Origin of the sequence: Aminobacter sp. UC22_36 (assembly GCF_044056035.1) — a bacterium.
Classification (GTDB): Bacteria; Pseudomonadota; Alphaproteobacteria; order Rhizobiales; family Rhizobiaceae; genus Aminobacter.
The window spans coordinates 2,437,568-2,450,401 of record NZ_CP171996.1 but is presented as its reverse complement, the minus strand read 5'-3'; the positions used below and the strand labels follow the sequence as shown (position 1 = coordinate 2,450,401).

Annotated in this window: 10 protein-coding genes; 1 reads left to right on the top strand and 9 read right to left on the bottom strand. The window is 62.0% G+C overall.

Features of this window, described 5'->3' with window-relative positions; translation table 11 throughout:
* Positions 1-96: 96 nt before the first annotated feature.
* The 4 genes from ACHMW7_RS15160 to ACHMW7_RS15145 all read right to left on the bottom strand — a co-directional run bounded on the left by ACHMW7_RS15160 (position 97) and on the right by ACHMW7_RS15145 (position 4,719).
* The gene (locus ACHMW7_RS15160; RefSeq protein WP_395451004.1) at positions 97-939 is read right to left on the bottom strand and encodes a DUF1194 domain-containing protein; all 843 of its coding nucleotides are present in this window, start codon (positions 937-939) and stop codon (positions 97-99) included.
* A gap of 297 nt (positions 940-1,236) precedes the next feature.
* Positions 1,237-1,596 carry a site-2 protease family protein gene (locus tag ACHMW7_RS15155; RefSeq protein ID WP_395451003.1) on the bottom strand — a complete coding sequence of 120 codons (360 nt, stop codon included), beginning with the start codon at positions 1,594-1,596 and terminating at the stop codon, positions 1,237-1,239.
* Positions 1,502-2,047: a site-2 protease family protein gene (locus tag ACHMW7_RS15150; RefSeq protein ID WP_395451002.1), complete on the bottom strand. Its 546-nt coding sequence runs from the start codon at positions 2,045-2,047 to the stop codon at positions 1,502-1,504. Before ACHMW7_RS15150 ends, ACHMW7_RS15155 begins: the two co-directional genes overlap by 95 nt.
* Before the next feature lie 110 nt (positions 2,048-2,157).
* Complete coding sequence (locus ACHMW7_RS15145) at positions 2,158-4,719, bottom strand: FAD-dependent oxidoreductase (RefSeq protein WP_395451001.1); 2,562 nt, start codon at positions 4,717-4,719, stop codon at positions 2,158-2,160.
* A 386-nt stretch (positions 4,720-5,105) separates the two neighbouring features.
* On the opposite strand from ACHMW7_RS15145, the gene ACHMW7_RS15140 reads away from it, so the two are divergent.
* A complete protein-coding gene (locus ACHMW7_RS15140) occupies positions 5,106-6,854 on the top strand; it encodes a hypothetical protein (protein WP_395451000.1) in 1,749 nt (582 codons plus the stop codon).
* Between the two features lie 88 nt (positions 6,855-6,942).
* On the opposite strand, the gene ACHMW7_RS15135 is transcribed toward ACHMW7_RS15140, so the two are convergent.
* From ACHMW7_RS15135 to ACHMW7_RS15115, 5 genes are all read right to left on the bottom strand, one after another.
* Positions 6,943-8,415, bottom strand: coding sequence for an aspartate aminotransferase family protein (locus ACHMW7_RS15135; protein ID WP_395450999.1), 1,473 nt, complete (start codon positions 8,413-8,415; stop codon positions 6,943-6,945).
* An 11-nt stretch (positions 8,416-8,426) separates the two neighbouring features.
* A complete protein-coding gene (locus ACHMW7_RS15130; protein ID WP_395450998.1) occupies positions 8,427-9,434 on the bottom strand; it encodes an NAD-dependent epimerase/dehydratase family protein in 1,008 nt (335 codons plus the stop codon).
* Complete coding sequence (locus ACHMW7_RS15125; RefSeq protein WP_395450997.1) at positions 9,431-9,865, bottom strand: EamA family transporter; 435 nt, start codon at positions 9,863-9,865, stop codon at positions 9,431-9,433. The genes ACHMW7_RS15130 and ACHMW7_RS15125 overlap by 4 nt, the downstream gene beginning before the upstream one ends.
* A 105-nt stretch (positions 9,866-9,970) precedes the next feature.
* Positions 9,971-11,323, bottom strand: coding sequence for an FAD-dependent oxidoreductase (locus ACHMW7_RS15120; RefSeq protein WP_395450996.1), 1,353 nt, complete (start codon positions 11,321-11,323; stop codon positions 9,971-9,973).
* Positions 11,324-11,325: 2 nt separating this feature from the next.
* Positions 11,326-12,759: a UbiA family prenyltransferase gene (locus ACHMW7_RS15115; RefSeq protein WP_395450995.1), complete on the bottom strand. Its 1,434-nt coding sequence runs from the start codon at positions 12,757-12,759 to the stop codon at positions 11,326-11,328.
* Between the last annotated feature and the right edge of the window lie 75 nt (positions 12,760-12,834).

Here is a 12,834-nt window from a genome sequence, read left to right as displayed (position 1 = left end):
ACTTTTCCTCGTCGACTTGGGCCAGAAGGCGCAGAGAAGCCATCCCCATGGCCAAACTTTGACATCAGGCAAAAATGACGAACAAGAGCAGAGGAGCTATCGGCTGTCCCACAGCCAGGAGCGATCCCGCCAAAGCTTCTCGCCGATGAGGCAATCGTATTTCGGCTGCGCCTGGGCAAGCACGATCGGTGGATGGGCCGCTTCCTCGGCGGCCCAGTGGCGCGAGGCCGGCCCTGCCAGTTCCATCACCAGCTTGCGCCGGATCGCTTCGGGAAACTGCGACCATTCGTTGACCGGAATCATGAAGGCGCCCGGCCCGCCGATGACGCAGTCGGCATAGTATCGGTCGAGGTCCTCGACGTCATAGGCGTTGCCGAAGCCGCCATTGGTCATCAGCGGCAGGCCGTTGATGGTGATGCCTTGCGCGACCGCCGCGTCGCGAATGAGATCCACTGGCGGTCCCTGGTTGTTCGGCCCGTCACCTGAGATATCGATCACCCGCTTCAAGCCGCGAAAAGCGCTTTCGGCGAAAAGATCGGTGCCGAATTCAAGCGCACTGGAGATCGAGGTCCGGCGCGCGCTATTGGGTGGCTTGGCCGACAGTTGCCGCACGACGCGCTCGGCATCGGCGCGATTGGCAATCACCGTCCAGGGCACGACGACAATCTGCGATGTCGATCCGGCCCATTCGACATAAGTCACCGCGATCTTGCCATAGGCGCCCTCGGCAATCGCCTGCAGCACCCGCTCGTGGGTGAGCGCTGCTGCGTAGCCATGGCGCTGTATTTCAAGTTCGTCGGGCGACATGGACAGCGAAACGTCGACGGCCAGCACCAGCTCGACATCGACCTGTTCGGCAGCATTTGCCTGGGGACCGAGACCAAGCATCAGCGCCACAGTGGCACTGCCTGCGAGAAGAGCTTTGGCCACGGCAGACATTTGCGAAGGGTAAGCGAGATTCGCCTGCTTCAAAAGAAAAGCCCGACCAGAAAGCCGGACTTTTCCATCACATTGTCGGGAAGCACGCCGCAAGTGGTTACCCTACCGCGGAATTGCCACGCTTTCTCGAGCGGGCTTGCAGGCCGATTGCAAGGAAGGACCTCGCCGACGACGCTGCTTATCTTGCGCTCGTCGAGTTGGCCTTGGAACGCCCAGGCCGCGTGGCTTGAGATTTCTTGTTGCAAACTTGCTGGCATGGGCCTTGGGCAGGGTGGCAAGCTACATGCACGCTCAAGGTCACCGTCGGATTGGCCGCCCGTCTTTGCCGCGCCACTCCAAATTCTCAGTTTCCTCCGGCACTTGCTTGCGACGCGGCGACTTGGCCCTCTGGATGCCCCGCACAGCCCGCCAGTTCGGACCGAAGGGCGGAGGCAGCCAGATCAGGAAGCCTTTCGATGCTACCCACAGAATGGCAACTATGCGCAGTATCGACAGGACGAGGCCGCAGATCCCGACTATCCGCGTCGCGGCTTGCAGACTCAGCCTGGCCTGCAGCAACTCCCTAGCGATGAATCCCCCGTCGAGAGGTAGCGCCGGGAGTAGATTGAGAAATGCGAGCGCAAGATTGAGGACCGCTCCCAGCGCAAACGTCCACACCAGCAGACGCAAAGGCTCGAGCGGTGGCGGGGCAAGGTTGCAAATCACCTCCTGCGGAGGCTGAGACCAGATAGTAGGCGGCCAGGCACAACAGCCCCATGGCAATGTTCACCATTGGCCCGGCAGCATAAATCCATGCCCACTGAGCTCGAAGCTGGCTGAGCGGCTTGAACCAAATACGCCCGCCGAACAGATAAAGCTCGATACGCTCGGTGGCGATATTGCGGCGGCGTGCGGCCCAAAGATGTCCGAGTTCGTGAAGCAGCACCGCCGAGAACAGCAGCACAGCGACAATGGCGGTGAAAACCAACGCATGCTGCGGCCGCACGAACCATTCATGCAGGAACGGCAGCACCACAGGAATAGCAAAGGTCGAGTGGACCCGGACGGGAACCCCGGCCACCCTGAACGTCAGCGCATCGACGCGCCTTGTCGATCGAACGGTCGCCACAACCCCCTCCCCGGTCGGCTGGTTTGGCTAAACGTATCAGACCTGAGCCAAGGAGAGGTAGCCGCGTCGACCGGTCGACAGGAATTTCCGACTGCGCGACGTTTGCCGCATCAGCTACGCGGCTTCAGATTCTCCGGGTCATAGAGCGGCTTGTAACCAATGCTGACCACCTCGACCGGGTAGGTCTCGGCAAAATACTCGACATTCAGCTTGCGCCCTTCCTGGCAATAGGCCCACGGCAGATAGGCAAGCGCGATGTTCTTGCCGATGGTCGGGCCGAAGGCGATCGAGGTGGTGTAGGAGCGGCGACCGAGGTCGTCGACCAGCACTTCGCCGGTTTCCGGATCCGTGACCGGCAGCGTGCCGACCGGGTAGCGCTTGACGCCCTGTCCGTCGGTGTTGTCAGTCATGACGAGCGTGCAGAGCATGGCAGGCTGGTGCTCGCGCGCCTTGTACTCCAGGTGCTTGGCCTTGCCACGGAAATCGACGTCCTTGACCTTCGGACGGGCGAGGTCCGCCTCGATGAGGTTGTACTGGGTAAGAAGGTCCGCGTTCTGCAGGCGCAGGCTCTTTTCCATGCGGCGTGAATTGGCATAGGTCTCGACGCCGAAGGCCATGACACCGGTGGCGCGCAGCGCATCCCAGACGGCCAGGCCGTCCTCGTACTTCATGTGCAACTCCCAGCCCTGCTCGCCGACATAAGAGATGCGGAAGGCGGTGACCGGCTTGCCCGATATCTCGATCTGCTTGATCGCGGCAAAGGCGAAGTTTTCAAGATCAAGGCCGGCCGGGTCTGCAACCACCTTCTTCAGCGTGTCGCGGGCGTTCGGTCCCCAGATGCCGATGGTAATGAACTTTTCCGAGACATCAGTGATCGTGACGTCAAGGCCGCGGTCTTCGGCGACGCGGCGCATGTAGTGGAAGTCGCGCGGGCCGGCATCGGCGCCGTTCACCAGGCGGCAGCGGTCGGCCATGCGGAAGACGGTGAAGTCGGCGCGCACCATGCCCTCGTCGTCGAGGAAGTGGGTGTAGATGCCCTTGCCGATATTGCCGTCGCCGCCGATCTTGGCGGCGCAAAGCCATTCCAGCAGCTCGACATGGTCGGGGCCCTCAATGTCGACCATGTGGAAGTGCGAGAGATTGACGATGCCGCAATCCTCGCTCATCGCCAGGTGCTCGGCATTGGAGACACGCCAGAAATGCCTGGAGTCCCACTCGTTCTCGCGCACCGGCACGCGGTTGCCATACTTTTCCAGCAGATGCTCGTTGGCCTTGTAGCCATGCGCACGCTCCCAGCCGCCGAGCTCCATGAAGTAGCCGCCGAGTTCCTTCTCGCGCTCGTGAAACGGCGAGCGCTTGGCGCCGCGGCCCGAGGCATAGGGTTCGCGGGTGTGCACGGCCGGGAAGTAGATCTTCTGCGCAGCCTCGTAGCAGCGGCCCTCGATAAATTTTTCTTCCAGCTGGTGCGGGTAGAAGCGCGCATAGTCGATGCTGTTGTGGTCGACCTCGGTGCGCCCGTCGGTCATCCAGTCGGCGATCAGCTTGCCGTAGCCGGGACCGTCCTTCACCCAGATGGCGACGCAGTACCAGAGGCCGCGCACCTTCTGGCTCTCGCCACAGGAAGGGCCGCCGGCGGCCGACACCTGGAGCAGGCCATTGAAGGAATGGTTTTCATTGTAGCCGAGTTCACCGAGGACCGGCGTCAGCTCCATGGCCTTTTCCAGCGGCTCGAGGATCTGTTCCATGTCGAGATCGCGCTGCGAGGGCGAAAGGCGCGCCTCGTGCTTTTCGAGAATGTCGCGCGGGTGGCAAAGACGCGGGTTGGTCTGCTCGTAATAGCCCCACTCGATCTGCCCGCCTTCGGTGGTCTTCGGGTCGCCTGTGTCGCGCATATAGGCGGAGTTGCCTTGGTCACGCAGCAATGGGAAGCCGATTTCCTTGCCCGTGCCTTCGAACACGTTGTACGGGCCGAAGAAGGTCAGCGGATGGTCGACCGGCATGACTGGCAGGTCCTCGCCGACCATTTCAGCAATCAGGCGACCCCAGATGCCGGCGCAAACGATGACGTGCTCGGCCATGATCGTGCCGCGATGGGTGACGACGCCCTTGATGCGGCCACCCTCGACGATCAGCGACTGGGCCGGCGTGTTGCCGAAGACCTTGAGCTTCCCGGACTTTTCGGCAATATCCACCAGCTTGCCGGCAACCGTCTGCGAACGCGGAACGACGAGTCCGGCATCCGGATCGAACATGCCGCCCATCACCTGATCTTCCTCGATCAGCGGAAACATCTGCTTGATTTCGGCGGGCGAGACGTAGTGCGCGCGGGTGCCGAAGGCCTTGGCGGAGGAAAGCTTGCGCTTGATCTCTTCCATCCAGGTGTCGTCGCCACGGCGGGCGACTTCGAGACCGCCGATGCGGGCGTAGTGGCCCATCTTTTCGTAGAAATCGATCGAGTACTGGGTCGTCCAGACCGAAAGATAATCATGGCTCGTCGTGTAGCAGAAATCAGAGGCATGCGCCGTCGAGCCGATGTCGGTCGGGACGCCAGACTTGTCGATGCCGACGATGTCATCCCAGCCGCGCTCGATCAGGTGATGGGCAATGGATGCGCCCACGATGCCGCCCAATCCGACGATCACGACTTTCGCCGTTTTCGGAAACTCTGCCATTGACCACGACTCCGAGATGATTTTGCAGGCAGACTATAGGGCAGCGTGGCCCGATTGCAGCCTGTTTGCGACATTGCCACAAGGCCGCGCGACCTCGCAAAAATTGCCGGCAATCATCAGACAGCGCCGCGCTCGTGTCCTCGCCACCGACGCGTCGCAGTCGCCTTGGCACACCGCACGCCGCCCAGCCGTGGTGTAGTCGCGGCAGAACGCTCGCTGGCACTTCCGGTTGCTTCCCGATGCGCCGCCCGACCAACAAGCCGCAACGGAATCCTGGTCTCGTTGCAAACATGGCCATTCCGACATGCTTAACGGTTTTGTCGCCATTTACCTGTAGTTGAATTCAACAACCGACATGTCGATTGGGCTTGCTGCAGGTACCGAAGATGAACACCACTTTCTCCCCGCCTGCTGCATCCCTAAGTTCGCGCCTGCGGGCCAAGACAAGAAGCCCGCTATTTCTTCTGGCCGCGGCGTTTCTGCTCGTCTGCACTTTGCTGGCACTGCCCGTCGTCGTGCCGATCGGCCCGATGTACTGGGACGTGGTGATCTACTACGATGCGGCAAACCGCATTTTCGACGGCCAGGTACCGATCAACGACTTCTTCACGCCGGTTGGCCCGCTCGGCTACTATGTGTTTGCAGGCTGGGTGACGCTCTTCCCGAACGCGCAGCCGGCGCTTGTGGCGCATTGGTCGCTGCTCGCCGTCACCGCCCCGTTGATGGCGCTGGTGCTCTGGGATGTCGGTCAGCGCTCGCGCGGCCTCGGCTTCGCGCTGCTGGTGCCGTTCCTGCTCTTTGCATTGTTGCCCTTCAATACCCGCGAGTTCTACCCGTTCCCGGGATCGGACGCTTTCGGCATCTACAACCGCCAGGTTTGCCAGGTGCTGTATGTGCTGGTGGCGGCCCTGATGTTCGTGCGCAACCGCTACCTGCTGGTTGCGCTGATTTCGCTCGCCATGACCGCGCTGTTTTTCCTGAAGATCACCGGCTTCGTCGCCGGCGGCATCATTGCCGCTTACGCATTCCTCGCTGGGCGCGTGAAGTTTCGTTGCGCTCTGGAAGCGCTGGCCATCTTTGCCGCTGTGCTTGCCGTCATCGAGGTGGCCAGCGGCCTGGTCAGCCATTATGTCACCGACATCCTGAGACTTGTGGCGATGAACAGCGGCACGCTGCTGCCGCGGTTCCTGCAATCCATGTCGATCAATTTCGGCGTCGTTGCCGCCACGTCGGCGCTGGCGCTGGTCCTGCTCTGGTCCGACCGGCGCAAGCTGTTCGAACGCTTTGCCGCTGACCGCCGGACCTCGTTCACCGCTGCGGTTTCAGGATTTCTCGACCACAACGGTCTCTGGCTGCTCGCGGTTCTCTTCGCCGGTGTCCTCTTTGAGACGCAAAACACCGGCAGCCAGGCTTTCATCTTCCTTGCACCGCTGATCGTTGCCATCCTGCTCAAGGCGTCCAAGCTGCTCAGCAGACCGCTGGTGCTGCTCTCGGTGCTGGGACTTGCCGCCGCTGTGGTGTTGCCGCCAGCGCTGTTCGTCATCGAACGCGCAGCCCGTGCCTATGTCGGCGCGATCAAGAACCTGCCGCTTGACCAGCGCAACCTGGGCACGCTCGGCGCGGTCAACATGCGCAGCGAAGTCGCTGTCCGTGTCGACCACATGCTGAAGTTCTATCCCGAGCATCGCTCGCTCTACACCGATCTCACCAATGCCGGTGAATTGCCGACGCCGCTGCTCTATTCCGACTTCGATTTCCAGATCACCTATCTGAGCAATGTCGACACAGCAGTCGATTCGATCCGCAAGCTGGAGGCCGACAAGAGCGTCCGCTTCAACACGCTGATGTCGCTGAACTTCGTCAACCCGTTTCCCTGGCTGATGGACCGCTCGGCGCCACTGCATATTGCCATCGGCGCCGATCCAATGCGTGCCGTGCCAGATCCCGGCTCGACCGAAGAGGCCGCAGTCGCCGACACGGACCTCGTCTTGCTGCCGACGTGCCCGCCGACAACGGCCAACGCCACGCTCTTCGACATGTACAAGAGCGCATTGACCCAGCATCGCCGTATCCAGCTCGATGCCTGCTACGACGCCTTCGTCCATCCCAGGTTCTTCAGCGCGCTGGATAAATAGGCGGCTCAACGACACCGGGTACCAAAACAAAAAGCCGGGGTGCGCGCACGCGCCCCGGCTTTTTTCATCCGCCCTAAAGCGAGGTGGTTTACTTCACCTGGCTTTTTACGAAATCCTTGACGATCGAAACGATGCCGCGCCCTAGCAGGCTGTCGAGTGCGGCGATCAGCACGTCGACATCGGCGCGGCTGCAGGTCAGCGGCGGCAACAGGCGCACGACATTGCGGTTGTATTCAGTGAAGGCCACCAGCACGTCGTAATCGCGCAGCAGCAGCGCACCGACGAAGCCCGACAGCGAGCCCTTGAGCTTGTCGTCGAGCACGCTGACCACCGGGCGCAGCACCATCGGCAGCGTCTGCGAGAAGTCGTGGAACTCGAGCCCGACCATCAGGCCCTGGCCCCGAACCTCCTTGATGATCTTGGGGTACTTCGCCTGGAGCTCCTCCAGCCGCGCCAAGAGATAAGCGCCGGTGTCGGCCGAATTCTCGATCAGGCCTTCGTCATAGAGCACGTTGAGCGTCTCGATGGCGGTGATGCAGCCCTCGCCGATGCCGCCAAAGGTCGCCATGGCATGGATCATCGCCGTCTTCGGCGTGCCATAGGCCTTCATATAGACGTCGCGGCGCGCGATCATCGCAGCCATCGCCGCCTTGCCGCCACCGAGCGACTTGGCGACAGCGGTGATGTCGGGCACGACATCGTAGTGCTCGAAGGCGTAGAAGCGCCCGGAACGGCCAACGCCGCACTGCACTTCGTCGGCAACCCAGATCACGCCGTACTTGTCGCACAGCGCGCGCAGCTTGTGCCAGTATTCGGCCGGCGCCTTGTTGATGCCGCCGCCGCCCTGGATGGTTTCGAGCACGATGGCGCCGATCGCCGGGTCGGAGCGGAACAGGTTCTCGACCGCATTAATGTCGCCGAACGGCACACGCACGGTGTTTTCGGTGAGCTTGAACTCGCCGCGATAAAGCGCACCGTCGGTGATCGAGAGCACGCCCTTGGTCTTGCCGTGGAACGAATTCTCGGCGTAGACGATCTTGGGCCGCGCCGGACCCGCCGCACGTTCGGCGAGCTTGACCGCCGCTTCCATCGCTTCCGAACCGGACGAGCCGAAAAACACCATGTCGAGATCGCCGGGCGAGATCTGCGCCAGATTGTAGGCCAGCGCCGAGGCGTATTGCGACATGAAGGCGATGCCGATTTCGTGGCGCTTTTCGTCCTGGAACTTCTTGCGCGCCTCGAGCACGCGCGGATGGTTGTGGCCAAGCGCCAGCGAACCGAAGCCGCCGAAGAAATCGAGGATTTTGCGGCCGTTCTGATCAATGTAGTGCATGCCTTCGGCACGCTCGATCTTGATCTTGTGGAAGCCGAGCAGCTTCATGAAATGCAGCTGGCCCGGGTTGAGATGCGCCTTGAACAGGTCGGTCATCTTGGCGACATCGAGCGCCTTGGCATGCTCGACCGACATCAGGTTCGGCTTGGCGATCTTTGCCGAGGTCGTTGCCGGCGCCACTGCGACAGCATGCGAATGGGCCGTATCCGGCTTGGTGACAAGCGTCATGTTCATATCCTCTATTCGGCCGGGGCGTGCTGCGTGGACGCTGCGACACCGTTCTTTTTGGCGCGATATTCCTTGTAGGCGGCGATCAGCATGTCCTCGTCGCGGTATTGCGGCACCCAGCCGAGCTGACGCTCGCCCTTGGAGACGTCGAGCACGCATTCCTCGTCGGCGATCAGATATTGCTCGGGATCCATGATCGGCATGTTCATCCAGTCGAGCAGGTCGAGCGTGCGCTTGACCGCCCAGCCCGGCGTCGGCAGCAGGATCGACTTCGAGCCGGCATGCCTGACCAGGTCGCCAAGCAGCTTGCGTACCGGCGGCGGATTGAGCGAACCGAGATTGTAGGCCTCGTTCGGCACGCCGGCCTTCCAGGCAAGCCGTGCGGCTTCGGCGCAATCGAACACCGAGATGAACTGGTATGGGTTCTTGCCCGACCCGATCATCGGCACGGGAAGGTTCCAGTCGATCAGCTTGAACAGCTTTTCCAGGATGCCGAGACGGCCGGGGCCGATGATCAGGCGGGGACGGAACAGCGAAATGTTCATGCCACGCGTCCGCCACTCGGCGGCCAGTTCTTCGGTCTTCTGCTTCGACCAGCCATATTCGCCCAGCGGCGCCACCGGATGCTCTTCGGTCATCGGCTGGGTTACCGTGTGGCCGTAGATCATGTCGGTGGTGTAGTGCACCAGCTTGGGAGCTGCCGCGTGGTCCATCGCCTTGATGATGTTTTCGGTGCCGAAATAGTTCACCGGGAAGAAGAAGTCGTGGCGCTTGGCGCGCACCTGGAGCGGCGACAGCATCTTGGCCGACAGATTGTAGACCATGTCGTCGGCCTTGATGCCAACGGCTGCGATCGCGGCCGGATCGGTGACGTCGCAATGGACAAAACGCACGTTGCGGTAATGCGCGAGATCGCTCTTGACGATGTCGGCAACGACAACCTCTTCGCCGTCGGCGATCAGTTTGGGCGCAAGATGACGACCGACGAAACCGTCGCCTCCGAAAATGATGTGTCTCATCGCAAAAGCTCGCTTGTCTTGGTGGGTTCGGTCGAGGCCGCGGCGACAACTTCGCCATGGTCGCGGCCGCTCTGGGCGATCAGCACTGTGCCGACGCAGATGAAGGCGATGCCGGCGATGCGCCAGGCATTCAGGTCCTCGTGGAAGACGAAATAGGCGAACACCGCAACGGCGACATAAGCCAGGCTCAGGAAGGGATAAGCGAAGCTGAGCTCGACTTTCGACAGCACATAGAGATGCGATGCCATCGAGATAACGAAGGTCAGCAAGCCGGCGAAGACCCAGGGACTGAAGACGATCTGCAGTATCTTGATCAGCGGATTGGTGCCTTCGAAAGAAAGCGGTGCAAGCGACATCATGCCCTGTTTGAGCATCAGCTGCGCCGCCGCATTGGTCATCACTGTGAAAAGGATGAAGATGATATATTTCATTGCTTTGTCCGTCCTTCGCACAATCTATCGAAAAGCCCCTGATATTCTGTGAAGCTTTCCCAGCAATTTGAACTTTTCCGCGCTTCTCTAACAAGCGCCGACTATTTATTCGGCCGCCTGCGCCGTCTCGCCATTGCGCGTGCCCAGCCGGCCAGCGGTCCGCGCCCAGAAGTCGGACATGAATGCCGGATCGCGCATCGCTTCGAGCCGCTGCCAGTCCGGGAATGATGCGGCGAATGTTTCCGCCGACATGCGGGCATCCTTGTAGGGATTGACCGCACCTCCAGCGCCCACCGTGATCCGGTCGAGCTCGGCAAGCAGCTTCAGCGTGCGTTGGCCATGGTTGGGAAAATCGAGCGTCAGCGTGTAGCCCGGACGCGCAAACGACAGCAGTGCTGGCGAACGCTGCGTGCCAAAGCGCTTGAGCACCGTCAGGAACGAGCCCTGCCCGGCCCGTCGCGCCGCGGCCAACAACGCCGGTATGGTTTCGCGGGCGGCCTCTTCGGGCACGACGCTCTGGTGCTGGTAAAGCCCGCTCGGACCGTAGAGCCGGTTCCAGTCAGCAACGCCATCGAGCGGAAAGAAGAATTTCTGATAGCTCGCCTGGCTTTCGGTCAGGCGGCCGCGGCGCCAGCCATAGGCGGCATTGAACAGCTTCAGGAACGGCCGGTTGAGCAAGGTCAGCGGCGGCTGGAAAGGTACCGACAGCCTCGCCGTGCCGCGCTCTGCCGTACGCGCGCCATAGGCAGCGTGGTTGCCCGCAAGCAGCAAGCCGCGCCCGGCGTGTTTGCCGCTGGCAAGCTGGTCGATCCAGGCGACCGCATATTCGTTGTCGCGATCGGCCGTCTCGGCGAGATCGAAATACTCATCGAGATTGCCGAACGGCTTCACCGTCTCGGCAATGTCGAGCGACGGCACCCGCATCAGACGGATGGCGGCGGACAGAATGATGCCGGTCAGCCCCATGCCGCCGACGGTTGCCCAGAACAGCCGGGCGTTCTCGACCGCCGAGCAGGAATAGGTGCGGCCGTCCGAACGCAGCAATGTCAGGCGCTCGACATGGCAGCCGAAACTGCCACGACGGTGATGGTTCTTGCCATGCACGTCGTTGGCGATGGCGCCGCCGAGCGTGACGAACTGGGTGCCCGGCACCACCGCCGGGAAAAACCCGTGCGGCGCGGCATAGGCAATGATGTCGGCCAGCAGCGTGCCGGCCTCGGCTTCGATCAGGCCGGTCTCGGCGTTGAAGGAAACGACGCGCTTGCGCGGCCGCATGTCGACGACGGCGCCGGCGCTGTTCTGACAGCTGTCGCCATAACTGCGGCCATTGCCATAAGCGAGCAGCGATCCGGCGCGTGCCGTCCCCCCGGCCAGAAGCCGCGTTGCCTCGGCGATATCGATCGCCTGGCTTGCGCCCGGATTGGCGCGGCCAAAGCTCTGGTAATCAGCCAGTCCCACGCTCACAGTCCCGCCACCACAAGCAGCACCGCGCCAATGAACACGACGATCTGGCTGCGCCAGTCGCGGATGATGAAGACCACGGGGTCGTCATGCAGTTCGTCGCGCCGTGCCAGGATCCAGATGCGCATGGTGAGATAGAGCACGATCGGGGCCAGCGGCCACACCAGCCACGGGTGCTGATAAAGTTCACGCACGGCACTGCTGTCGATGTAGAGCGCCAGAACCAGCGCCGACGAAAATGCAGACGCCATGCCGGCCTGGGCGACAATCTCCTGATCCTCGATGCGGTAGCCGCGTCCGGCAATGCGCTCGCCGACACTGAGGCTGGACGAGCGCAACTCGACATAACGCTTCACCAGCGCCAGCGAGAGGAAGAAGAAGATCGAGAAAGCCAGCAACCAGAATGACACGTCGACGCCCGTGGCCGCCGCACCCGCAAGAATGCGCAAGGTGTAGAGCCCCGCAAGGGTCAGCACATCGAGCAGCAGCATGCGCTTGACCGACAGCGAATAGGCGGTCGTGGCAACGAGATACACCAGAAGGACACCGATAAACTCGACTTTCGTAAAGGCTGCCGTGGCAAGGCTCACGACAAGCAGGATCCCGACCGACGCCAGCCCGAACGGGATCGACAGCTTTCCGCTGGCAAATGGACGCTCGCGCTTGGTCGGATGCGCCCGGTCCAGCGCCAAGTCGAAGAAATCGTTGACGATGTAGATGGCCGAAGCAGCTGCGCTGAACGAAATGAAAGCCAGGATTGCCGGCACCAGCATCTCGAGGTTGAAGTATTTGTGCGCCAGCACCAGCGGCACCGCGATCAGCACATTCTTGAGCCACTGGTGAACGCGCAGCATCTTGAGGATGGTGCGCACATTCGGCTTCGGCGTTTCGACAAGCTCCGATGCATGGCTGGCCTGCCAGCGCGCCGCGGCGCGGTCGGGCGCAACCACGATCGCGTCGCGCGCGGCGTCGAACACTTTGACGTCGTGGCGGCTGTTGCCGGCATAATCGAAGCCGCCATCGCCATAGGCCTCGACCAGTGCCTTGCGCTTGCGTTCGGCGGTCAGGTTTTCACCACCGTCGCTGGCGAGCACGGCATCGAACAGGCCGAGATGGTGGGCAATGGCTTCGGCAAATTTGCGCGGCGTACCGGTGGCGAGCACGAGCTTGCGGCCATTGGCCTGCTCTTCGCGGAGCCGCTTCAGGATCTCGGGCCGGTAGGGCAGCGTTGCCGGGTCGATATCGACCGCCGCGGCAATCGCCTGCTTGAGCCGCGCCGGGCCCTTGAGCAGCCAGAACGGCACCAGAAAGATGTTGAGCGGGTTCTTCTTGAGAAGGGCGAAAAGGCCTTCCCACAGCAAATCGCTGGCGATCAGCGTGCCATCGAGATCGACCGCCAGTGGTACTGCCTTGTTGTCTGAACGCGCATCCATCGAACTGCCTGCCCTGCCCCTGCCGGACGGCGTGAACCTTCCGGACCCTGCCTGTCGCTATATCGGCTACAAGGT

Coding starts and splice junctions, on each gene's coding strand:
- ACHMW7_RS15125 (WP_395450997.1), bottom strand. CDS start 9,865: ATGAAATATATCATCTTCATCCTTTTCACAGTGATGACCAATGCGGCG.
- ACHMW7_RS15160 (WP_395451004.1), bottom strand. CDS start 939: ATGTCTGCCGTGGCCAAAGCTCTTCTCGCAGGCAGTGCCACTGTGGCG.
- ACHMW7_RS15135 (WP_395450999.1), bottom strand. CDS start 8,415: ATGACGCTTGTCACCAAGCCGGATACGGCCCATTCGCATGCTGTCGCA.
- ACHMW7_RS15130 (WP_395450998.1), bottom strand. CDS start 9,434: ATGAGACACATCATTTTCGGAGGCGACGGTTTCGTCGGTCGTCATCTT.
- ACHMW7_RS15140 (WP_395451000.1), top strand. CDS start 5,106: ATGAACACCACTTTCTCCCCGCCTGCTGCATCCCTAAGTTCGCGCCTG.
- ACHMW7_RS15145 (WP_395451001.1), bottom strand. CDS start 4,719: ATGGCAGAGTTTCCGAAAACGGCGAAAGTCGTGATCGTCGGATTGGGC.
- ACHMW7_RS15115 (WP_395450995.1), bottom strand. CDS start 12,759: ATGGATGCGCGTTCAGACAACAAGGCAGTACCACTGGCGGTCGATCTC.